The organism is Pseudomonas grandcourensis (assembly GCF_039909015.1).
Taxonomy (GTDB): domain Bacteria; phylum Pseudomonadota; class Gammaproteobacteria; order Pseudomonadales; family Pseudomonadaceae; genus Aquipseudomonas; species Aquipseudomonas grandcourensis.
Window position 1 is genome coordinate 5255342 of the sequence record NZ_CP150919.1, and the last position, 22731, is coordinate 5278072.

The 22731-nt window shown below is 60.2% G+C and carries 24 protein-coding genes; 9 read left to right on the top strand and 15 right to left on the bottom strand.

Annotated features, from left to right (window positions below; translation table 11 throughout):
* Window positions 1-153: 153 nt before the first annotated feature.
* Window positions 154-915, bottom strand: a complete 762-nt coding sequence (locus AABM52_RS23475; RefSeq protein WP_347908319.1) for an SDR family oxidoreductase — start codon at window positions 913-915, stop codon at window positions 154-156.
* Window positions 916-1151: 236 nt separating this feature from the next.
* Here AABM52_RS23475 and AABM52_RS23480 point away from each other — a divergent pair, with 236 nt between their 5' ends.
* Window positions 1152-2156, top strand: coding sequence for an NADP-dependent oxidoreductase (locus AABM52_RS23480; RefSeq protein WP_347908321.1), 1005 nt, complete (start codon window positions 1152-1154; stop codon window positions 2154-2156).
* 131 nt (window positions 2157-2287) lie between these two features.
* On the opposite strand, the gene pyrF is transcribed toward AABM52_RS23480, so the two are convergent.
* Entirely contained in the window at window positions 2288-2986 is a 699-nt protein-coding gene (gene pyrF / locus AABM52_RS23485; RefSeq protein WP_008016546.1) for an orotidine-5'-phosphate decarboxylase, read from the bottom strand.
* 296 nt (window positions 2987-3282) lie between these two features.
* Here pyrF and AABM52_RS23490 point away from each other — a divergent pair, with 296 nt between their 5' ends.
* From AABM52_RS23490 to xopAW, 3 genes are all read left to right on the top strand, one after another.
* Window positions 3283-4041: a response regulator gene (locus AABM52_RS23490; RefSeq protein ID WP_347908323.1), complete on the top strand. Its 759-nt coding sequence runs from the start codon at window positions 3283-3285 to the stop codon at window positions 4039-4041.
* Window positions 4041-5090 (top strand): HAMP domain-containing sensor histidine kinase, encoded by a 1050-nt coding sequence (locus AABM52_RS23495; protein WP_347908325.1) that lies wholly within the window; start codon window positions 4041-4043, stop codon window positions 5088-5090. The genes AABM52_RS23490 and AABM52_RS23495 overlap by 1 nt, the downstream gene beginning before the upstream one ends.
* A 147-nt stretch (window positions 5091-5237) precedes the next feature.
* Window positions 5238-5762 carry a XopAW family type III secretion system calcium-binding effector gene (xopAW, locus tag AABM52_RS23500; RefSeq protein WP_347908327.1) on the top strand — a complete coding sequence of 175 codons (525 nt, stop codon included), beginning with the start codon at window positions 5238-5240 and terminating at the stop codon, window positions 5760-5762.
* 108 nt (window positions 5763-5870) lie between these two features.
* On the opposite strand, the gene AABM52_RS23505 is transcribed toward xopAW, so the two are convergent.
* The 10 genes from AABM52_RS23505 to AABM52_RS23550 form a co-directional block, all read right to left on the bottom strand.
* Window positions 5871-6926 carry an AI-2E family transporter gene (locus AABM52_RS23505; protein WP_347908328.1) on the bottom strand — a complete coding sequence of 352 codons (1056 nt, stop codon included), beginning with the start codon at window positions 6924-6926 and terminating at the stop codon, window positions 5871-5873.
* 69 nt (window positions 6927-6995) lie between these two features.
* Window positions 6996-7802, bottom strand: coding sequence for a DUF4892 domain-containing protein (locus AABM52_RS23510; RefSeq protein ID WP_347908330.1), 807 nt, complete (start codon window positions 7800-7802; stop codon window positions 6996-6998).
* An 8-nt stretch (window positions 7803-7810) separates the two neighbouring features.
* Complete coding sequence (locus AABM52_RS23515; protein ID WP_347908331.1) at window positions 7811-8470, bottom strand: glutathione S-transferase N-terminal domain-containing protein; 660 nt, start codon at window positions 8468-8470, stop codon at window positions 7811-7813.
* A 50-nt stretch (window positions 8471-8520) separates the two neighbouring features.
* A complete protein-coding gene (locus tag AABM52_RS23520) occupies window positions 8521-9375 on the bottom strand; it encodes an alpha/beta hydrolase (RefSeq protein ID WP_347908333.1) in 855 nt (284 codons plus the stop codon).
* Window positions 9372-10178 (bottom strand): alpha/beta hydrolase, encoded by an 807-nt coding sequence (locus AABM52_RS23525; protein WP_347908335.1) that lies wholly within the window; start codon window positions 10176-10178, stop codon window positions 9372-9374. Before AABM52_RS23525 ends, AABM52_RS23520 begins: the two co-directional genes overlap by 4 nt.
* A 113-nt stretch (window positions 10179-10291) precedes the next feature.
* The gene (locus AABM52_RS23530) at window positions 10292-10735 is read right to left on the bottom strand and encodes a hotdog fold thioesterase (RefSeq protein WP_347908337.1); all 444 of its coding nucleotides are present in this window, start codon (window positions 10733-10735) and stop codon (window positions 10292-10294) included.
* Complete coding sequence (locus AABM52_RS23535) at window positions 10735-12435, bottom strand: AMP-binding protein (protein WP_347908339.1); 1701 nt, start codon at window positions 12433-12435, stop codon at window positions 10735-10737. The genes AABM52_RS23530 and AABM52_RS23535 overlap by 1 nt, the downstream gene beginning before the upstream one ends.
* A 113-nt stretch (window positions 12436-12548) precedes the next feature.
* Window positions 12549-13001, bottom strand: coding sequence for a phosphohistidine phosphatase SixA (gene sixA, locus AABM52_RS23540; RefSeq protein WP_347908341.1), 453 nt, complete (start codon window positions 12999-13001; stop codon window positions 12549-12551).
* Window positions 12998-13345 carry a DUF4389 domain-containing protein gene (locus AABM52_RS23545; protein WP_056727994.1) on the bottom strand — a complete coding sequence of 116 codons (348 nt, stop codon included), beginning with the start codon at window positions 13343-13345 and terminating at the stop codon, window positions 12998-13000. Before AABM52_RS23545 ends, sixA begins: the two co-directional genes overlap by 4 nt.
* 31 nt (window positions 13346-13376) lie before the next feature.
* Entirely contained in the window at window positions 13377-14402 is a 1026-nt protein-coding gene (locus tag AABM52_RS23550) for an NAD(P)H-dependent glycerol-3-phosphate dehydrogenase (RefSeq protein ID WP_347908343.1), read from the bottom strand.
* Between the two features lie 319 nt (window positions 14403-14721).
* Here AABM52_RS23550 and AABM52_RS23555 point away from each other — a divergent pair, with 319 nt between their 5' ends.
* From AABM52_RS23555 to AABM52_RS23575, 5 genes are all read left to right on the top strand, one after another.
* Window positions 14722-15654, top strand: a complete 933-nt coding sequence (locus AABM52_RS23555) for an ABC transporter substrate-binding protein (RefSeq protein WP_347908345.1) — start codon at window positions 14722-14724, stop codon at window positions 15652-15654.
* A complete protein-coding gene (locus AABM52_RS23560; protein ID WP_347908346.1) occupies window positions 15651-17552 on the top strand; it encodes an ATP-binding protein in 1902 nt (633 codons plus the stop codon). Before AABM52_RS23555 ends, AABM52_RS23560 begins: the two co-directional genes overlap by 4 nt.
* 247 nt (window positions 17553-17799) lie before the next feature.
* Window positions 17800-18315 carry a 3-hydroxyacyl-[acyl-carrier-protein] dehydratase FabA gene (gene fabA / locus AABM52_RS23565; protein WP_003227150.1) on the top strand — a complete coding sequence of 172 codons (516 nt, stop codon included), beginning with the start codon at window positions 17800-17802 and terminating at the stop codon, window positions 18313-18315.
* A gap of 11 nt (window positions 18316-18326) precedes the next feature.
* Complete coding sequence (fabB, locus tag AABM52_RS23570) at window positions 18327-19547, top strand: beta-ketoacyl-ACP synthase I (RefSeq protein ID WP_046042997.1); 1221 nt, start codon at window positions 18327-18329, stop codon at window positions 19545-19547.
* 391 nt (window positions 19548-19938) lie between these two features.
* Window positions 19939-20127: a hypothetical protein gene (locus AABM52_RS23575; RefSeq protein WP_347908348.1), complete on the top strand. Its 189-nt coding sequence runs from the start codon at window positions 19939-19941 to the stop codon at window positions 20125-20127.
* 58 nt (window positions 20128-20185) lie between these two features.
* Here AABM52_RS23575 and AABM52_RS23580 read toward each other — a convergent pair whose 3' ends face one another.
* The 3 genes from AABM52_RS23580 to mazG all read right to left on the bottom strand — a co-directional run bounded on the left by AABM52_RS23580 (window position 20186) and on the right by mazG (window position 22695).
* Window positions 20186-21133, bottom strand: coding sequence for a hypothetical protein (locus AABM52_RS23580; RefSeq protein ID WP_347908349.1), 948 nt, complete (start codon window positions 21131-21133; stop codon window positions 20186-20188).
* Window positions 21134-21290: 157 nt separating this feature from the next.
* On the bottom strand, window positions 21291-21833 hold the full coding sequence (locus AABM52_RS23585; protein ID WP_347908351.1) for a DUF2058 domain-containing protein: 543 nt from the start codon (window positions 21831-21833) through the stop codon (window positions 21291-21293).
* 28 nt (window positions 21834-21861) lie between these two features.
* The gene (mazG, locus tag AABM52_RS23590) at window positions 21862-22695 is read right to left on the bottom strand and encodes a nucleoside triphosphate pyrophosphohydrolase (protein WP_347908353.1); all 834 of its coding nucleotides are present in this window, start codon (window positions 22693-22695) and stop codon (window positions 21862-21864) included.
* Window positions 22696-22731 lie beyond the last annotated feature (36 nt).

The following is a 22731-nucleotide window of genomic DNA, read 5'->3' on the forward strand; positions in this document are numbered from 1 at the left end:
TCCTGTTGATTTTGCGAGAAGCAGTTAATCACAGGAACGTTCGAAGACATGTGCGACAACGCCGCCAAAACCCTTTGCTCTAATCATTTGAAACACATTGCCTGGCCCTTTAGCGGAACCAAAAAACCTGTGGGAGCGGCGGTGCGGCGCTTTTTAGAACGCAGTAACACCACCATCCACCGCCAGCGAATGGCCGGTCGTGAACGCCGCGCCATCGCTGCACAGATACAACACCGCGCTGGCGATCTCTTCGACCTTGCCGATGCGACCGACCGGATGCATGGCGTTGGCGAACTCGCCTTTTTTCGGGTCGGCTTCATAAGCGCGGCGGAACATATCCGTGTCGATCACCGCCGGGCACACCGCGTTGACCCGGATCTTCTTCTTGGCGTACTCAATGGCCGCCGACTTGGTCAGGCCGATCACTGCGTGTTTAGAAGCTGCGTAAATGCTCATTTTCGGCGCTGCCCCAAGGCCGGCCACCGATGCCGTATTGACGATCGCACCACCCCCTTGCGCCAGCAGCAGCGGCAACTGGTACTTCATGCACAGCCAGACACCTTTGACGTTGACGCCCATGATCGCGTCGAACTCGTCGAGCGTACCGTCGGCCAACTTGCCTTTCTCGATTTCGATACCGGCATTGTTGAAGGCATAGTCGAGGCGACCGTAAGTGTTGATCACCTCATCCATCAGATTTTTTACATCGCTTTCCAGGGTAACGTTGCAGCGCACGAAGGCCGCTTCGCCACCGGCCGTACGAATCAGCGCCACCGTGCCCTCGCCGCCCGCCACGTCCATATCGGCCACTACTACCTTAAGGCCCTCGGCGGCAAATGCCTGGGCGGTCGCGCGTCCAATACCGGCCGCCCCGCCTGTCACCACGACCACCTGGCCGGAAAACGTCATGCTCATTGTTATGTCCTCGAATAGAAGAGTGCGGGGAATCGCGTAGGACCAGTCTAGCCATGGAGGTCTTGAACACGGCAGCACTATCAAGGCTCCGGTTGGGCGCCCATGAGTTGCAGTGATGGAACTGCCGTACCAACTATCACTGCACTGGATCAACCTGCATTCGCCGCATCAGCCGAACTTGCGACATCGGCGCTGACCGGCTATCAACAAAGCTTCATTCATCTTGAGTGCCTGCCATGACCTCCCAGATCAATCGCCAATTCCTGCTCGCCAAACGTCCGGTTGGCGCGGCGACCCGTGAGACATTCACTTACCAGGAAGTACCGGTCGGCGAGCCGGCGGCGGGCCAGATCCTGGTCGAAAACCAATACCTGTCCCTGGATCCGGCCATGCGCGGCTGGATGAACGAGGGCAAGTCCTACATCCCGCCGGTCGGGCTCGGCGAAGTCATGCGCGCCTTGGGTGTGGGCAAAGTCGTTGCTTCGAACAACCCGGGGTTCGCCGTGGGTGATTACGTCAACGGCGCCCTGGGCGTGCAGGATTTCTTCCTCGGCGAGCCCCGAGGCTTCTACAAGGTCGATCCGAAACTGGCACCGCTGCCACGTTACTTGTCCGCCCTGGGCATGACCGGGATGACGGCGTACTTCGCCCTGCTTGACGTCGGCGCGCCGAAGGCCGGTGACACCGTGGTGCTGTCGGGTGCGGCAGGCGCCGTGGGCAGCATTGCCGGGCAGATCGCCAAGATCAAAGGCTGCCGGGTGGTTGGCATCGCTGGCGGCGCCGACAAGTGCAAGTTCCTGATCGATGAACTGGGTTTCGATGGCGCTATCGACTACAAGAGCGAAGACGTCCTCGCCGGTCTCAAGCGCGAGTGCCCGAAAGGCGTCGACGTGTATTTCGATAACGTGGGTGGCGACATTCTCGACGCGGTGTTGAGCCGCCTGAACATGAAGGCGCGGGTGGTAATTTGCGGCGCCATCAGCCAGTACAACAACAAGGAAGCGGTCAAGGGGCCGGCCAACTACCTGTCGCTGCTGGTGAACCGCGCGCGCATGGAAGGCTTTGTGGTGATGGACTACGCCGCCCAGTACGCCAGCGCCGCCCAGGAAATGGCCGGCTGGATGGCCAAGGGGCAACTCAAGAGCAAGGAAGACATCGTCGAAGGGCTGGAGACTTTCCCGGAGACGCTGATGAAATTGTTCAGCGGCGAGAATTTCGGGAAGTTGGTGTTGAAGGTGTAACCCGATATTTGAAGTAATCCCAAAACCACTTTGGGAGCGAGCTTGCTCGCGATAGCGGAGTGTCAGGCGACATTGACGTCACTGACCCTCCCTCATCGCGAGCAAGCTCGCTCCCACAGGTTTAGCGGTGTTTAAGCCAGTTCAGCCACAACCGAAGCCAGTGCCTTGGCTGGATCCGCCGCCTGGCTGATCGGACGGCCGATCACCAGATAGTCGGAACCGGCATCCAGTGCCTGACGCGGTGTCAGGATGCGGCGCTGGTCGTCCTGGGCGCTGCCCGCCGGACGAATCCCCGGGGTCACCAGTTGCAACGACGGATGCGCCGCTTTCAGCGCCTGGGCTTCCAGGGCCGAGCACACCAGGCCGTCCATCCCGGCTTTTTCCGCCAGTGCGGCCAGGCGCAGCACCTGCTCTTGCGGCTCGATGTCCAGGCCGATGCCCGCCAGGTCTTCACGCTCCATGCTGGTCAACACGGTCACGCCAATCAGCAGTGGTTTGGGACCAGTGCGCTGATCCAGCACTTCACGGCACGCAGCCATCATGCGCAGGCCGCCGGAGCAATGCACGTTGACCATCCACACACCCATTTCCGCAGCCGCCTTGACGGCCATCGCGGTGGTGTTCGGGATGTCGTGGAACTTGAGGTCCAGGAACACTTCGAAACCCTTGTCGCGCAGGGTACCGACGATTTCCGAGGCGCAGCTGGTGAACAGTTCCTTACCGACTTTGACCCGGCACAGCTTCGGGTCCAACTGATCGGCCAGCTTCAGTGCGGCGTCACGGGTAGGGAAATCCAGGGCGACGATGATGGGAGTCTGGCAGGCGGACATGAGTGGGCTCTCAGGCAAGTCGAAATCGGCGCGCATTGTAGCGGAACCGGGGCCGCTGCGGGACCCGATGATCGGTAAATCGTCGCGACGGCTCAGGCAAGACTAGCCCTTGAGGCCATTGTGTCGAGTTCGATACAGACACGACACGCCCGCAACACCCTGGCCCGCTACCCTCGGCAACCGCAACAGGCCCCTGCAACAGCACTTCCCGCCTCAGGGCCGGACGCCTATGCTGGAACCACAACCTCGCAGCCTATCTTTGTGGTTGGCAGCCTACCTGGCAGATGAACGCACGCATGCACAACACCCAAGCACCCGTGAACGACGACCAAAAAACGCCCGGTGACGACAAACGCTGGAGCATTCGCGCCCTGATCGTCGACGATGACGTCCCGATCCGCGAATTGATGATCGACTACCTGGCCCGGTTCAACATCCACGCCAGCGGCGTCACCGATGGCGCCGCGATGCGCCTGGCGATGCAGGCAGAGCATTTCGACGTGGTGGTGCTCGACCTGATGCTGCCCGGTGAAGACGGTCTGTCGCTGTGCCGCTGGCTGCGCGCCGAATCGGACATCCCGATCCTGATGCTCACCGCCCGCTGCGAACCCACCGACCGGATCATCGGCCTGGAACTTGGCGCCGACGACTACATGGCCAAGCCGTTCGAACCTCGCGAACTGGTGGCGCGGATCCAGACCATCCTGCGCCGGGTGCGCGATGACCGCAGCGAACAGCGGTCGAACATTCGTTTCGACAATTGGCGCCTGAATAGCGTGCTGCGCCAACTGATCGCGGACGATGGTCTGGTGGTGCCGCTGTCCAACGCCGAATTCCGCCTGCTCTGGGTATTTATCGAACGTCCGCGCCGCGTACTCAGCCGTGAACAACTGCTGGACGCCGCTCGCGGTCGTTCGATCGAAGCCTTTGATCGCAGCATCGACCTACTGGTGTCGCGCCTGCGCCAGAAACTCGGCGACGATCCCAAGGCTCCGCAGTTGATCAAGACCGTCCGCGGCGAGGGTTACCTGTTTGATGCCCGAGACATCGGCTGATGCGCGGGCGCTTCGATACGCTGTTCGGCCGCCTGTTTGGCGTGCTGTTGCTGGCGATTATCCTCGCGCACCTGCTGGCCTTTGCCTGGTTTCACCATTACGGCCCGCCGCCACCGCCGCCTCCCCCGGAGTTTTCCGAGGGCCAGGACGGGCCACGCCCGCCACTGGACCCGAACCTCGAGAAACGGCCACCACGGCCGTGGTTCGGCGGCCCCCTGGTGCCCCTGACGTTTCAATTGGTCACACTGATCATCGCCGCATGGTACGGCGCCAAACTGCTGAGCCGGCCGATCCAGCGCCTGAGCGACGCGGCCGAGCGCTTGAGCGAAGACCTCGACAGCCCGCCACTGGATGAATCGGGACCAAGGGAGGCGCGGCAAGCGGCGCACACGTTCAACAAAATGCAGCGCCGCATCCTGGAACAGGTCAAGCAGCGCTCGCGCATGCTGGGTGCCGTATCCCATGACCTGCGCACGCCGTTGTCGCGGCTCAAATTGCGGCTGGAGAAAATCGACGACAACAAGTTGCAAGGCCAGATGCGCCAGGACCTCGACGACATGATCAACATGCTCGACGCCACCCTCACGTATCTGCATGAACAGCGCACCAGCGAAGCCCCGCAGTGGATGGATGTGCAGGCGTTGGTGGAATCCCTGAGCGAAAATGCCCAGGACCAGGGCGCAAACGTCCAGGCCAGCGGCCACTGTGCGCCTCTGCAAGTGCAGCCAATGGCCTTGCGTTCCTGCATCAACAACCTGATGGATAACGCCCTGCGCTATGCAGGACAAGCGCTGATTACCCTGCAAGACCATCGTGAACAGCTGGTGATTCGAGTCATCGACCATGGCCCGGGCATCGCCGCGGAACAACGTGAAGCGGTGTTCGAACCCTTCTTTCGCCTTGAAGGCTCGCGCAATCGCAACTCCGGCGGCGTTGGCCTGGGCATGACCATTGCCCGGGAGGCCGCGCAACGGATGGGCGGGCAACTGACACTGGAAGAAACCCCCGGTGGCGGCCTGACAGCGGTTATCCATCTGCCGCGCACCTGAAAGCCACACCGGCCCTTTGTGGGATATTGGTGAGGCTGAAGGCCATGTGTACCACTCGGTACAAACTCAACATACCCACGACAACTCGCCCCTCGAGTCTGCATAAGCCGGTACACCACCGGTTTATCTTTCCAGGGAGTGAGCCCGATGATCGGTAGCATCAGCAGCAATTACTCGAACTACACAAGTACCAGCAGCACAACCAATAGCGCCCGCAGCCAGCAATTCCAGAAGGACCTGCTGGCCAAACTCGACAGCAACAGCGATGGCACGGTCGATCAGGATGAACTCAACAGTGCCTTGTCGCCAAAATCCCACGACGGCCTGCTGGTCAACCTGAGCAAGAATTTCGCCGACCTCGACAGCGATGGCAGTGGCAGTGGCAGCGCGACCGAACTGAGCAGCGCGTTGCAGGCCAGCAACGGCAACTCGTCGACCAGCACCGACACCAGTGCCGCATTGCTCAAGGCACTGGACAGCGACAGCAGCGGTAGCGTGAGCAGTGATGAACTCAAGGCAGCTTTGCAGACCGGTCGCGAGCAGAACACCAACAGTTCTTCCGATCAATCGAGCGTAAATGACGCGCTGCAAAAGATGATCGCCAATCTGAGCAAGCAGTATTCGCTCGATAACGTAGCGAGTGTGGGCAAGTACCTGAACGTGGCGACCTGAGTCAAAAGCTTCGCGAGCAGGCTCGCTCCCACATTGATCTGTGTCGAACACAAAACCAGTGTAGGAGCGAGCCTGCTCGCGAAGAGGCCCTGAAGCCCAATGCAAATTTCAGGGCCGGCGATCGTCAACCCGTGCCTGGGTCTTGCTCCAGTCGATCAACAGACTGTAGGCCACCGCCAGCAATGTCGGGCCAATGAACAGTCCGATAAAGCCAAAGGCAATCAACCCGCCAAACACCCCAAGCAGCACAATGACCAGCGGCAGGTTACCGCCACGGCTGATCAGGTACGGCTTGAGCACGTTGTCGACACCGCTGATGACGAATGTGCCCCAGATGCCGAGGAATATGGCCATTCCGTACTCGCCCTTCCAGGCCAGCCACGCCGTCGCCGGAATCCACACCAGCGGCGGGCCCATCGGGATCAGGCTGAGCATGAACGTCACGATGCCAAGCACCAGCGCACCCGGTACGCCGGCAATCAGGAACCCGATCAGTGCCAGGGTCGCCTGGGCCGCCGCGGTGCCGATCACACCGTTCACCACCCGCTGAACCGTGCCCGCCACCAGTTCGATGTAGTAGCCGGCCCGCTGACCGATCAGCCGCTCCAGCAACGTGTGCACAAACGCCGCCAGGCGCGGCCCGTCACGATAGAAAAAGAACACGAAGACGATGCTCAGGGTCAGTTCGAGAATACCGCCGCCGATCTGCGCGCTGCGCGCCAGCAGCCAGTTACCCACCTGCCCCAGATAAGGTTTGAGCGACACTATCATCGCCGCGCCCTGTTCATCGATGCTGTTCCAGATCCCGACCAGCCGCTCGCCCACAAAGGGAATCGAACCCAGCCACACAGGTGCTTCGGGTAGCCCCTCGACCTGCGCATCCTTGATGAAGGCCGTGGCATCGCGCACATGATCGGCAAGGTTGAAACCCAGCCACACCAGGGGTGCCGCTACCAGCACCATCCAGCCCAGCGTCAGCAATGCCGCCGCCAGCGACTCGCGGCCATTGAGCCAACGGGTCAGCAGGCGCATCAGCGGCCAACTGGCAAACGCCAGGACCGCGCCCCAGAACATCGCCGACCAGAACGGCGCCATCACCCAGAAGCTCGCGCCGAACAACACCACGAGCAGGATCTGCACCAACAGGCGATCGTTATTGATCATCAAAAATCTCGAAAAAGTCAGTCAGCAAAAGAGTAGGCGAACGCAGCTTGCACGTTCGCCAGGTACAGCCTAGCGCAATAGCTCGATGTGCAGGCCAGAGCCCTCGGCACTGCCGGTTTCCATCCGCGCGGCACGCACGCCCTGGGCAATCAGTGCCTGACGCCAGGCTTCGGCGTTCGCTCCGGAAATGCTGACCCGCAAGGTGGTGTCCAGATTCAGTCCGCGAGAGATCAGCCGTAGCCAGGTCTCGTCAGGTGCGCTGTTCAACGTGGAAAAATCGAGCTCGCCGGTGCTCTTGAGTTCACGCAGCAAGGTCGCGGAGGTCGGCAACAACTCGCCCAGCGGTGCCGAAGCTTCGAACTGCTCGACATGCAGGTAAGCTTTGCGATTGCCCCGGGTGATGCTGTACAGCGCGACGAGCGTGTTGTCCCTTGGAGCGGCAAGACGCAGCAGCAGATAGGCCTGTTGATCGTCGGCGCCGTACAGCTTGGCGTTGCCGAAGACTTCATTGGCCCAGAGACTGCTTTCGCCGCAATCGCGCGCCTGGCACCAAAAGAGCAACCCGGCGTCCTGCTTTTGCAAAGCCTCGCGGGCAGCGGTGAACGCCTCGATGGATGAATGCTCCGGTGGCAACTCGTAGGTCACCGAAGTGACGTTGCCGCGGGCACTGACCTGGCCGTCGAAGCGTAACTGGCCACTGATTTTACGGATCGAGCCCAACGGGTAGATCCGCTCCAGTTCGGCGGTGGGGCGATAGTCGACAATCTGGGCATCGACCATGCGCGGCACTATCGGCAGGTCCTGACTGCCCGGGACATCGGCGGCGAACGACAAGGAACTGAAACTGCACAGCACCAGCAAACTGAATGAACGCATGGATAGACTCATCGGATCAGCATGGCCTGGGCGCCCTTGATAATACTGGCTTCATCGGCGCGTTTCGGTACCTGCAAACCACGCTGCACCGCGGGCCGGGCCTCCAGGGTTGCCATCCAGCGTTGCAACGCCGTCAAGCCCTCAACCGAGACGCCCGACCACTCGTAGCCGCGCACCCAGGGAAAGGTGGCGATGTCGGCAATGCTGTACTCGCCGGCCAGGAACTCCACGCTTTGCAAACGCGTGTCGAGCACTTCGTAGAGGCGACGGGTTTCATGCTGATAGCGGTCGATGGCGCCCTGGAGTTTTTCCGGAAAGTAGCGGAAGAACACATTGGCCTGGCCCTGCATCGGGCCGATGCCCCCCATCTGGAACATCAGCCACTGCAATACCAGTGAACGTCCCTTCGGATCGGATGGCATTAGTTTGCCGGTCTGTTCAGCGAGGTAAATCAGGATGGCGCCGGATTCGAACACGGCGAAATCGCCGTTGGCGCGGTCGACAATCGCCGGAATCCGGCCATTGGGGTTGATCTTGAGGAAGTCCGCGGACTTCTGCTCCTTTTTGTCGAAACTCAAGGCATGCACCGTGTAGGGCAGGCCGAGTTCCTCGAGCACGATAGAGACCTTGTGGCCATTCGGGGTCGCAGCGGTGTAGAGATCTATCATGGTTGTCTCCCTTTTCAACCCGCCAAGCCTCGACAGTTGCCCGGCGCAAGTCAAGGAATGGCGAAGAACCGATTGAAACAGTCTGCGACAAGATCGGCACCGGACTCGTCATTGAGGTGCAAATGGTGGCCGCCTGGCAGCTGTTCCCGGCTAAAGGGTAGACGCTCCAGCAACTCAGGGTGTTTGGCGAGCATGCCGTCGGCAGCGACCACCAGGGTTGCAGGACACTTGATCCGCTGCACGAAGGCCATGGCCTGCTCGGTGGTAAGACGCAGCGGCGATGGCAGCGTGAGGCGGTTGTCGGTGCGCCAGGTGTAACCGCCCGCCACCGGCATCAGGCCACGCTGCGCCAGCAGTTCAGCGGCCTCCCGGCTGACCGCCACCAGGCCCTTCATGCGCGCTTCGATGGCTCGGTCGAGGGTGTCGTAGACCGGCTTGCGCTTTTCCCGCAGATCCAGTTGCGCCTGCAGGGCCATGCCCATGCGCTCGGCAGCGTTTTCACCTTTGTCTGTAGGAGGAATGATCCCGTCGATCAACGCCAGATGGGTGACACGCTCGGGCATCGACCCGGCGATGATCAACGAAGCAATGGCGCCCATCGAATGCCCCATCAGCGCAAATTGGCGCAGGCCAAGCTGTTCGGCGACTTGCAGCACATCGTGGGCATAGTCCCACATGGCGTAACCGGCGCCCGGCGGGCGATGCCCGGAATGACCGTGGCCGGCCATGTCCAGCGCGATAATGCGCAGGCCTTTGAGTTTGGGTGCCAGGCGGGCAAAGCTGTTGGCGTTGTCCAGCCAGCCATGCAAGGCAATCACCGGCAAACCGTCTTCAGGACCGAACAGGTGCGCCGCCAGTTCGATGTGCGGCAGGCTCAGGCGGACCTCTTCGACGACGTGGTTCATGCGCAATCCTGCTGTCGACGGCCGCCCCAGCGATGGAACAGGCCTTTGAGCATGTCAGCGGTATCCAGGGGACGTTCGAGCGGAAACATGTGGCCGCCAGGCATGGTCAACGACTCGCCCAGCGGCAGGCGGTCGACCGAACTGGCGTGATGGCGCATCACCACGCGGCTGTTGTGCCCGCGAACCACCGCCAGCGGCACTTGCAACTGCCGGGTGCTGCCCGGGCTGGTGTGCGGCACGCCGCGGTAGATGCTGATTTCCGTGGCCGGGTCGAAGCGCAGGCGCAGCTTGTCGCCGACCTGGTGCAAGCCGTGTTGCAGGTAGGCGTCAAAGCATTCCGGGTCGAAGCTGCGAAACAGGGTTTTACCGGCGAAATACTTGCGGGCGCTTTCCAGGTCGGCGAATTCTTCACGGCGGCCCAGGGTACGCCCGGCCGGGGTCAAGCGGTCGATGAAACCGAAGCGTTTGGCCGCCCGTATGACCCATTGGTCGGTGCGGGTCAGTACTGGCGAGTCGAGCATCACCACCCCGCGATACAACTCAGGGCAGCGCAAAGCCGCATGCAGGTGCAACACGCCACCGAAGGAGTGACCGACACCCCACACGGGCTCGGCCTGTTGTTGCAGGTGATGGATCAGCTCATCCACCAGGTTGTACCAGTTGTCGTCCGCCGGGTAACGCGGGTCGTGGGCGTGCTGCTCCAGATGCGTCACCTGAAACTCGGGTGCCAGCGCCGCAAACAACTTGCCGTAGGTCCCCGAAGGAAAACCATTGGCGTGGGCGAAAAAGATCTGTTGCGACATACCTGCAAATCCATGAGCGAGAACAGGCGTTGATTGTCCGCAAGACCGCGTCCTACAGCAATGACCGTAACTGACAGGAATGATGACAGTCCGGTCAAAGCTATGGCTTTGGTTCAACGCGTCGGCGGATTCTCACCCAACGGCACCACCGCCATGGTCAGTCGCGACACGCAACTGGCCTTGCCCTCATCGCTGGTCAGGCGAATGTCCCAGACATGGGTCGTGCGGCCGATGTGGATCGGCTTGGCCACCGCCGTCACCCGCCCGCTGCGCAGGCCGCGCAAATGGTTGGCGTTGATTTCCAGGCCCACGCAATAGAATTTGCTGGCATCGATGCACAGGTAGCTGGCCATCGAACCGACCGATTCGGCCAGCACCACCGAGGCACCGCCATGCAGCAAGCCGTACGGCTGATGGGTGCGGTGATCGATGACCATGCTGGCGGTCAGGGACTCGTCGTCAAAGGCTTCGAAACGGATGTCCAGTAATTCGCCAATGGTGTTTTTCTGGATTGCGTTCAACCGCTCGATGTTCGGGGTGGTGCGCCACAGGCTCATCACAGAGTTTCCTCGTTGGTTTTGTTCGTGGGGCAATCCTGCCACAGCACCGCTTCGCTGCGCTCGCTCCATTCCTCAAAGCGCTCACCGTAGGCCGCTTCGATCACGTTGCGCTTGATCTTCAGGGTCGGGGTGAGAAAGCCGTTTTCCACGGCCCAACTGTCCTTGACCACCACCAGACGCCGCAGTTTTTCATGCTTGTCGAGGGCGCCGTTGACCTCTTCCAGCAGTTTTTCCAGGCTCGAATGCAGGCCGGCGCGCGCGGCCCCGCCGGCATCCTGCTGGCCGACCGCCGACAACACGCACAACCCCAGCGGTGCACTCAAGCCATCGCCCACCACGCAGACCTGTTCGATGCGCGAATGCACGGCCAGGCGATTTTCAATCGGTGCCGGGGCCACGTACTTGCCTTTGCTGGTCTTGAAGATCTCCTTCAGGCGTCCGGTCAGGCGCAGATTGCCTTCGGCGTCCTCTTCACCCTTGTCGCCGGTACGCAGGAAGCCGTCCTCGGTAATGGTGTCGGCGGTTTTTTCCGGTTCCTTGTAATACCCGAGCATGGTCGCGCCACTGCGCACCATGACCTCCCCCGTCTCGGCGATCCGCACTTCTACCTCCGGGCACGGCTTGCCGATCCAGCCCGGTTTGTTCTGGCCCGGCATGCCGATGTGGGAGTAGCCGCAACTCTCGGTCATGCCGTAGACCTCCAGCACGTCCAGCCCCAGTTTGCGGTACCACTGCAGCAAGGTCTGCGGCACCGGAGCTGCGCCGGACAAGGCGATGCGCAACGCATCCAGCCCCAACCCGGCGAGGACTTTATGCCCGACCCGTTTGCCGATGATCGGCAGGCCGAGCAGGAAGTCGAGGCGTTTTGCCGGGATCTTGCTGTACACGCCCATCTGGAATTTGGTCCAGATGCGCGGCACGCCAAACAGTGCGGTCGGGCGCGCACGCTTCAGGTCGGCGAGGAAGGTGTCGAGGCTCTCGGCGAAAAACACCGTTTGGCCGGTATAGATCGACGCCAGTTCGACGAACATCCGCTCGGCAACGTGGCACAGCGGCAGGTAGGACAATAGCCGGTCGGATTCGTTGAGGCCGAACAACGCAGTGCCGCGGGTGGTGGCGAACCCCAGATTGCCGAAGCTGTGCATCACGCCCTTGGGCATGCCCGTAGTGCCGGATGTGTAGATGATGGTCGCCAGTTGATCGGCGCCAGGTTTGGGATTGTCCTGGATGGGCGAGTTGCGTTGCAGGTCGTCCCAGCTGAAATCAAAATCGCCGGGAGGATGCAGGGGCAGGCTGATGGTCGGTAGGTCAGCGCTGACGCCACGGGACATGCCTGGCCAGTCGTCAAGCTTGCCGATGAATGCCAGCGCCGCCTCCGAATGTTCGAGTACCTGGGCAACGGTCTCTGCGGTGAGGTTTGGATACAACGGCACCGAGACATGTCCGGCCATCCAGATCGCCAGGTCGGCAATGATCCAGTGCGCACAGTTCTTCGAGATCAGGGCGATATGGCTGCCCTGCGGCAGTTCCCGTGCCCGCAACCAGTGGGCTGCGCAGCGGGCTTGATGACCGACGTCGGCCCAGGTCAAGGTCTCGACACGCCCGCCGCCGGCAGGCTGGACCAGAAAGCGCTGGCGGGGATGACGGGCCTCACGCTCGTAGAAGACGTCCAGTGGCAAACGAAAAGCAGCAGACATGCGACTCGCTCCTGTGATTTTGGTCTGGAGCAAGCGTAGCCAACCAAGCAAGTGCTTGGTTGACTATTTCATTCAAAAATTTCCGGGTGATGACATCCCACAGAAAAGCGGTGTTAAGGATGCTTGATGCTGTCGAGCTTCATCGACCCGATCAGCAACTCATCGCCCTTGAGCTCGGCCAACCCGGCGGTGCTGACTTTTTCCGGCGGATGCCCGGCACCATGTTGCAGGTAACTCAACAAATGCCCTACCAGCGGGTTGTGGCTGACCAAAAGGACGTTGCTCACCGATACGAGTTGCTCGGCCACTTTGTCCGGGTCGGTGTCCGGGGTCAGCCATTCGACGGTGCGGATCTCGGGCTCGAAGCCCAATGCCTCGCGCACCAGTTGCGCCGTCTGCTGTGCACGCAGGTAGGGGCTGGCATAGATCGCCGTCAGCGGCTCACCCATCAACCGTGCAGCACTGCTCAACACTTCCTTGCGGCCGTGGTCGGTCAATGCTCGCTCGGAATCAGGTCGCGTTCCATAAGGCTCGGCTTCACCATGACGCAATACCCAGAGTTTCATAGCTTGGGTTCCTCATCTCGGGCCGGATGCGGTGCCGGTGCCACGACATGCGGCGCCTCACCTTCCGGTGTACGCGGCGTCGGCCAGTCGGCGAACGGCCAGGGCTTCTGGTCGCTGTGAAAGCTGCCGAAACGACCGATCTGCGCCAGAAACTGGCTCAGGCTGTCGCCGAAATTCATCAGGCTGGCGCTTGGAGCGCCATAGAACAAACGATAGATCAACTGCACCAGCACGACGGCGCCGAGGATGAACTGCGCCACTTGCCACACCAGCACGAAGAGGATCATCCACAGCACCCGCAGCAGGATGGATTCGTACTTGGCTTCTACTTTTGGATCGTTCATGCGCAACTCCCTGCTTTTCTGGCAAGCGTGATTAGTTGAAACCACTGGTGGAAATAAAGTCGACGTCGGTTTTCGGCTCGCCACGCATTAACAGACCGATGACCTGCTCCAGCGTGCGGCCCTCGAACAGGATCGCGTGCAGCCCGGCGACCAGCGGCATGTACACGCCAACCTCCTGGGCCTTGGCCTTGAGCACTTTAAGGGTGTTGACCCCTTCGGCAACTTCGCCCAGGCGCGTGACCGCCTCGTCCAGGCTCAAGCCCTGGCCGAGGGCGAAACCGACCTGATAGTTACGGCTCTTGGGCGACGAACAGGTCACGATCAGATCGCCCACGCCCGCCAGCCCCAGGAAGGTCATTGGGTTGGCGCCCTGATTCACCGCAAAGCGGGTCATTTCCGCCAATGCCCGGGTGATCAGCATGCTCTTGGTATTTTCGCCCATGCCCAGCGCCACCGCCATGCCAGCGATGATCGCGTAGACGTTTTTCAACGCCCCGCCCAACTCCACGCCGAAACGGTCGGCGCTGGCGTATACACGAAAGGTGCGCCCGTGTAGCGCGGCCTGAACCTGCTGGCAGAGTTCTTCGTCTTCACTGGCGACCACAGTGGCGGTCAGCGCGTGCTCCGCGATTTCACGGGCCAGGTTGGGTCCGGAAAGGACGCCGATGCGCGCCTGCGGGGCGATCTCTTCGAGGATCTCGCTCATCAACTTGAACGTGTGGGCTTCGATGCCTTTGGTCAGGCTCACCAGCATTTTGCCGGTCAAGCGTTCGGCGTGCGGCACCAGCACCGAACGCAGCGCACTGGAGGGCAATGCGACGAAACACAGGTCGCAGGCATCCAGCGTGGCTTGCAGGTCGGTGACCGCCGTGACGCTGGGCAGAATCTTGATGCCTTTGAGGTAACGCGGGTTTTCGCGATTGACCCGAATGGCCTCGGCCTGTTCGGGGTCACGCATCCACTGAAGGACCTGATGCCCGTTCTCGGCCAGCAGATTAGCCACGGCGGTTCCAAAACTTCCGCCTCCCAGGACCGCAATCGGGCGCTGTTCAGTCATATGCAATCCGTTAATCCATACCAGTGGCGATGTCGGCATTATACGGGGCAGCCCATCGGCGGCCAGCCCCGACATCAAATACCGCCGGCCTTGGGAGAAAGACCAATAAAACCGAGGAAAATGCGGGCATCCTGAATGGAAAAGTCACTCGGCTCGGTTAACATGCGCGCCATCAATCGTTGACAGGGATGTGTTGTGTCTCCGGGTTCTCCTTCACCACGTTCGCCTCGGGTACCGGCGCTGATGCTCAGCTCGCCAGTGCCGGCCGACGACCCGTTTGCGGACAACGATGCTATCGGCGCGGAGCTGGAGCATTAAGATGCCGTATCGTCTGGCCGGGAGAACGCCGACCTTGGGCCGGTGGCTGGCGGTACTTTGCCTCTTGTTCAGCGGCGTATCAGGCAGCTTTGCGGTGAAGGCGGCCGACATTTTGCTCACGGGTGCCGAAGACAATCCCGGCGTGCGGGCTTTCGCTCAGACCCTGAGCGAGTTACGGCCCAGGGACCACGTACGATTCCAGACAGTGGCGAACATGCCACTACCGGACAAGCTGCCGGAAAACATCCGCTTGATACTGCTCGACCTGCCCAGCCTCGACTGGCGCCTGCAAAACGCCCAGGGCCCGGCGACTCTCGTATTGCGCATCAGCCGCCTGCAAGCCCGGCAACGCTTGAACAACACGTTGCCGGCGCGCCTTTGCCTGCTATGGAGCGATCCACCACTGGACCGCCAGTTGCGCTTGACCCGCACCCTGTTGCCCCAGGCCAGACGCATCGGCGTGCTCTATGACACCCACAGTGAATTCCTCTTGAATGAGCTGCGTCAGGCCGCCCTCCCCCTGGATCTTGAGGTGGTCACCCAGCGCTGGGACAACATTCACGACAGTCGTCCATTGCAGGCATTGCTAAATAAAAGCGACGTGTTGCTGGGCCTGGACGATGCCGACCTGTACAACCCGCAAACCGCAAAGAACCTGCTGCTGAGCAGCTACTCGCGGCAAGTGGCGCTGATCGGACCCAACGCCGGATTCGTCAAGGCCGGGAGCCTGGCCAGCACCTATAGCGATCAAAGCGACTGGTTGGCGGTCCTCGACGAATTGCTCGACCGGCCACCGGCCACCTGGCCGCGCACGCACTATCCCCATCGATTCAAGGTCGCGAGCAATCCGCAAGTGGCGCGTTCATTGGGTATCGAACAGATAAACGATGCGTCTGTCGCCACACTGCTGGCTGAAGGAGAACGCCGTCCATGAGCTTGCGCCGTCGCTGGGACATCAACACCCGCACCCAACTGATCAGCCTCGGCCCCGCACTGCTGCTGACCTTGTTGCTGATCAGCTTCTTCACGTTCGTGCGCATCCAGGATCTGCGTCAGGAAATCACCCACACCGGCCAGTTGATCGCCAATCAACTGGCCCCGGCCACCGAGTACGGAGTGATTTCGGGCAACATCGAAGTGCTCGAAACCTTGCTCAAGGCGACGCTGGCCACGCCCAACGTGAGCTTTCTGGAAATCCAGGACAGCGCCAACCGGGTTCTGGTGTACGTCGAACAACCGAACGAACACCACAATCGCGCGCAACAGCTCGAAGTGTTCCAGGCACCGATACGGCTCCAGCGCATAGCGTTGCACAATGATTTTTTCCAGAGCAGCAAAACCGCCACCGCGGCCCCTGTCGAGGACTATCTGGGCCGGGTGATCGTCGGGCTGTCCAACGACGCCTTCAGCCGGCGCCAACAGGAAATCGTGCTCAAGGCCGCCATCCTGGCGCTGTTTGCACTGCTGTTTACCTTCCTCGTGGCCCGACGTCTGGCCGGCAGCCTGTCGCAACCGATCCGTGATATCGGCAATGCGGTCAAGGCGATCCAGGACGGCGACTACAAGACACCGCTGCCCATTGTCGACGACACCGAGCTGGGGGCGCTGTCGCAACACATCAACAACCTCGCCAGCGGTCTCGAGCAGGCCAGCCGCGAACAGCATCAAGCCATGGCGCAGTTGATCCAGACCCGCGAAGAAGCGGAAAAGGCCAACAATGCCAAATCCGATTTCCTCGCCATGATGAGCCATGAACTGCGCACGCCAATGAATGGTGTACTGGGCATGCTGCAGTTGCTGGAAACCACCGACATGACCGAGGAACAGGTGGAGTACGCGGCGCTGGCCTCCGAATCCACCGAGCACTTGCTCAAGGTCATCAACGACATCCTGGATTTCTCGCGGATCGAACGTTCGGAGCTGGAACTGGAGCACATCCCGTTCAACCTCGCCGACCTGATCGGCAGTTGCGCCCAGTCGTTCCAGCACAGCGCCGCGCAACGCGGCCTGGACCTGCAACTGATGATCCCCGACGACATGCGCGGCTTGCAGGCCAAGGGCGACCCGACACGTATCAGACAGATTCTGGTCAACCTGGTCGGCAACGCGCTGAAGTTCACCGAAAAGGGCCGCGTCACCATCGAGGCACAGTGGCAGTCGCTGGACCATGAGTTGCTGTGGTTCACCTGCACCGTGCGCGACAGCGGCATCGGCATCCCGGCGCAAAGCCTGGAATTGATGTTCAACGCTTTCCAGCAGGCCGACAGTTCCATCTCGAGACGCTACGGCGGCACGGGGTTGGGCCTGCCGATTGCCCGTACCCTGGCCGAACGCATGGGCGGTACTTTGCGCGCGCAGAGTGAGGAAGGCCGCGGCTCGGTGTTCACCCTGGAAATTCCCCTGGCTCTGCACCAGCAGACACAACCGCTGTTGCCCCCTCGCACGCAGTCGCGCAACAGCAACGGCGAAGGGCGCAATGTGCTGTTGGTCGAAGACAACCCGGTCAACCAGACAGTCATCGAGGCCATGTTGCGCAGCCTGGGCTTCAAGGTCAGTGTCGTCGCCGACGGCGCGCAGGCGGTACGCAGTGCCGAGAGCCTGATTTTCGAAGCGATCCTGATGGATTGCCGGTTGCCGATCATCGATGGCTATGAAGCCACCCGACAAATCCGCAAGCTACCCGGCTGCACCGACCTGCCGATCATCGCCCTGACCGCCAACGCCTTGCAGGGCGACCGCGAAGCCTGCCTGTCGGCGGGGATGAACGATTACCTGGCCAAGCCGTTCAAACGGACTGATCTGCAGCAAATTCTGCAGCGTTGGGTGCAGTAGTACAGGCCTTTCGACCATCTGCGACTGGCGTGAAAGGCGAAAGTGCGGCAGTCTTAGTCACCCGAACAGGCCCGAAAAGGGGCTTGAATAATAATTTCAGTGCACAAGTGTACATTCATGTCCTTTGTGCTGTGACTTTCACCACAACGCAATAGTCTATGAGTAGGCTGCCGGTTCGAGGCATGAACGCTTCGATCGGCCGGGAAGATTTGCCCCACCTGCCGCATGGGACTATTGAGGAGCTCGCATGACCAAACAAAACGCCTTTACCCGGGAAGACCTGCTGCGCTGCAGTCGCGGTGAGCTGTTCGGCCCAGGTAACGCGCAACTGCCCGCCCCGAACATGCTGATGGTCGATCGCATCACCCTGATCAGCGAAGAAGGTGGCAAGTACGGCAAAGGTGAATTGGTCGCCGAGCTGGATATCAATCCGGACCTGTGGTTCTTCGCCTGCCACTTCGAAGGCGATCCGGTGATGCCGGGCTGCCTGGGCCTCGACGCCATGTGGCAACTGGTCGGCTTCTTCCTTGGCTGGCAAGGCCTGCCGGGCCGTGGCCGTGCGCTGGGTTCGGGCGAAGTGAAATTCTTCGGCCAAGTGCTGCCGACCGCCAAGAAAGTCACCTATAACATTCATATCAAGCGCGTCCTCAAGGGCAAGCTGAACCTGGCCATCGCCGACGGTTCGGTCACTGTCGACGGTCGCGAAATCTACACCGCCGAAGGCCTCCGGGTCGGCGTGTTCACCTCCACTGACAACTTCTAAGGGTTATCCGCATGCGCCGCGTCGTTATCACTGGTCTGGGTATCGTTTCTTGCCTGGGCAATGACAAAGAGACCGTCTCCGCTAACCTGCGTGCAAGCCGCCCTGGCATCCGGTTCAACCCGGAATATGCCGAAATGGGTCTGCGTAGCCAGGTTTCCGGCTCCATTGACCTCAACCTTGAAGAACTGATCGATCGCAAGATCTATCGCTTCGTCGGCCACGCGGCAGCTTATGCCTACCTGGCCATGAAAGACGCCATCACCGACTCCGGCCTGACCGAAGAGCAGGTGTCCAACCCGCGTACCGGCCTGATCGCCGGTTCCGGTGGCGCATCGACCCTGAACCAGATGGAAGCGCTGGACATCCTGCGCGAGAAAGGCGTCAAGCGCGTCGGCCCATACCGCGTAACGCGGACCATGAGCAGTACCGTTTCCGCGTGCCTGGCCACTCCGTTCAAGATCAAGGGCCTGAACTACTCCATCGCTTCTGCCTGCGCCACCAGTGCTCACTGCATCGGTACCGCCATGGAACAGATCCAGATGGGCAAGCAGGACATCGTCTTCGCCGGCGGCGGTGAAGAAGAGCACTGGAGCCAGTCGTTCCTGTTCGACGCCATGGGCGCCCTGTCCAGCAAGCGTAACGACACTCCGGAAAAAGCTTCCCGTGCCTACGATGCTGACCGTGACGGTTTCGTCATCGCCGGCGGTGGCGGCATGGTCGTGGTTGAAGAGCTGGAACACGCTCTGGCCCGCGGTGCCAAGATCTACGCGGAAATCGTCGGCTACGGCGCAACGTCCGACGGCTACGACATGGTTGCCCCAAGTGGCGAAGGCGCGATCCGCTGCATGCAGCAGGCGCTGTCCACCGTCGACACCCCGATCGACTACCTGAACACCCACGGCACTTCGACCCCGGTCGGCGATGTCGCGGAAATGAAAGGTGTGCGTGAAGTGTTCGGCGACAAGGCTCCGGCCATCAGCTCCACCAAGAGCCTGTCGGGTCACTCCCTGGGCGCCGCCGGCGTTCACGAAGCGATCTACTGCATGCTGATGATGGAAGGCAACTTCATTGCCGGCTCCGCCAACATCGACGAGCTGGACCCTGAAGTGGCCGACCTGCCGGTGCTGACCAAGACCCGCGAAAACGCAACCATCAACACCGTGATGAGCAACAGCTTCGGTTTCGGTGGCACCAACGCCACCCTGGTACTGAAGCGCTGGCAGGGTAAGTAATACCCCGCCATAACGCCGCACAAGAAAACGCCCCGACTGGTTCGGGGCGTTTTTTTTGCCTTGAGAAAAACCTCAAGACATACACAAATCCTCTGTAGGAGTGAGCCTGCTCGCGATAGAGGTATTCCAGTCGACATCACTGGTAACTGGCCCACCGCTATCGCGAGCAGGCTCACTCCTACAAGGGTCTGCGGTGCGTTCTGAAGATGAAGCTTTTGTCATGAAACTTAATGCCCTGCAACCGAAAGCCGCGTGTTTAGCGGGCTGCAGGACTGTTTCCATTTTTGCAAAAATACCTTACCAAACTCAGTCGTTTACTAAGCAAGCTACCAAACTTATAACAGAGTCCTGCACACGCCTTGCTGCAGATAACAGAGATTGGAGCTAGCAGATGACTGTAAAAGTAACTGAACGCGACGATTCACATAAATCCCACGAGGGTATAGCCGCCGGTATCCGGATCTGGGACGTGCATCAACAAAACCTGCTGGTCGGGATGTTCCACTCCGAGACCGAAGCACAACACTACAGAGCCGAACTGGAAATGCTCGAGCGCGACCGCGAGCTCGCAAGCCGTTGAAGAAAGACTCCACCACCGTGCAGCCTGCCCCTGGCAGGCTGCGTCCAAAGCACGCGGTTCAGACAATCTGAATGGCAGCCAAATGAACGGAGTCGTCTACCACCACCGAAGGAACAACACCGACGATCCAGCCCGCCTCAAGCTTCACCACCTCGCACTCACCATCACCCATGCCGTCATTGCGGACGGCAAACTGAAGTGAAGATAGATGACGCTTGCTGCTATCGAAGTCCATGCCGCAGGCAATGAGAAAATCTATTTTTGCCCCCGCCTGTTCAACTTCCTTGTCTCGCTCACCGTCTTCCAACACCGCATAATCCAGGCACAAATTGATACCAAATGGACAACCCGCTACAAGACTATTAATGAATATCCCTTCGTAACCACCAAAGTAACTGTGCTCGGCCCGTACATCACTGACTCTCTTCACCCTTACCACGACCTCATCGAACAACTTGAAAAACCAGTACCCGTCTTCCGCGCCTACATGTCTTCCAAAATCGATTCCTGACACATAACGTTTCGGCCACATCGACATCAGCGGAATGTCAGCCTCATACTCCTTATTGGAAATGGTCAGCACATAATTAATGACATCGTAATAGCTCGACTCCCCCTCTCCCACCTTGATCAGCGTCGCACAACTTCCCGCCAGTAAAACGATCTTGCCGTAGCGCTCCACCGGCAAATCGCTTATCAACAGCGTCACACACTCGGTCACCTTCGTCAGATAGGCAGAGCTCAGTTCGTGAAGTTCCTGTTCATTACGGACTTCGTGCCAGGGAATGTTCCAGAAAAACTCAGGCAGGGTTACGAAAACGCAGGCGGGACTGCCGTGATCGTCGCGAGCAGCTTTCGCAGCGACCTTGATCTTTCGCCGTACAAGCTCCGCTCGCGCGACAAGCTCGTCGTCCAGATAATCGTGAATGGTTTGATCGAGTTGTCGCGGCTGTGAAAGCTGCGACTTAAAAGTGGGTTGGCGTAACGAAGCGATACTTATCAGCATTGAGAATATCCTTATTCATTGAACTTCATTCCATTAGTTCTCTCCCCTGAGAATACTTCGGGCAAAAGAAAACCCGAGAGATCGTATCGACGCGATCTTTCGGGTTCAATTGATTAATCCAGCAATGTACGAACAAACATGTAGGCCGGAAGAGCGATTACCACATCAGATCATCAGGGATCTTGTAGGCCGCGTACGGATCGTCCTCGACGCTGACTTCTTCGGTCTGCACATTCAACTGCACGATGCGTTGCGGGTCGCGCTCCTGAATCTTCAGCGCCGCCTCACGCGGAATCACTTCGTAGCCGCCAGCGTGATGCACAATGGCCAGCGAACCGCTGCTGAGCTTGTTGCGCATCAGGGTGTTGACGCAGATGCGCTTGACCTTCTTGTCGTCGACGAAGTTGTAGTAATCCTCGGTCGTCAATTTCGGCAGGCGCGAGACTTCGATCAATTGCTTGACCTGCGCGGCACGGGCCTTGGCCTCAGCCTTCTCCTGCTGCTGGCGGTTGAGCTCCTGGTCGCGCTTGACCTTCTCGGCCATGGCTTCCTGCGCCGCGCGCTGCTGGGAGTCATCCAGCTCGATCTGGCCTTTGTGGACCAGGCGTTGTTGTTTCTGCTTGTCTTTGCTGACCTGCTTGGCCTGCTTCTGGTTGACCAGCCCTGCTTTGAGCAACTGGTCGCGAAGGGAAATGCTCATGGTGCTTATTACTCACTTAGGCCACTGCTCAACCGCAGCTGGGCAAATTCTTTTCCTGACGTTTGGCTTCGCCCCACAAGGCGTCCAACTCTTCGAGGGTGCAATCTTCCATGGGACGGCGGGTCTCGCGCAATGCCTGTTCGATAAAACGAAAGCGTCTTTCAAACTTGCCGTTGGCGCCACGCAGTGCGGTTTCCGGATCGACCTTGAGATGCCGCGCCAGATTGACCACGGAAAACAGCAGATCGCCGATCTCGTCGGCCACGGCCTCGGGATCGTTTTCCGACATGGCTTCGAGGACTTCATCGAGCTCTTCACGCACTTTATCGAGCACCGGCAGAGCGTCCGGCCAGTCGAAACCGACCTGCCCCGCACGCTTTTGCAATTTCGCCGAACGTGACAACGCCGGAAGCGCGGCGGGAACATCGTCGAGCAAAGACAGCTGTTCGGGCGCCGAGGACTTCTCTGCGCGCTCCTCGGCCTTGATCTCTTCCCAGCGCTGCTTGACCTGCGCTTCGCTCAGGCGCGGGACATCCACTGGCGCATACAGATCCCCGGTGGGGAACACGTGAGGATGACGGCGGATCAGCTTGCGGGTGATGCTGTCGACCACGCCCGCGAACTCGAAGCGTCCTTCTTCCCGGGCCAACTGGCTGTAATACACCACCTGGAATAACAAATCGCCGAGTTCACCCTGTAAGTGATCGAAGTCACCGCGTTCAATGGCGTCGGCGACTTCATAGGCTTCTTCCAGAGTGTGGGGGACGATGGTGGCGTAAGTTTGCTTGATGTCCCACGGGCAACCGTACTGCGGGTCGCGCAGGCGGTTCATCAAGTGCAATAAATCTTCAAGTGAATACATTTATCAAACTCTACTGGACCCTGTGGGAGCGGCGCT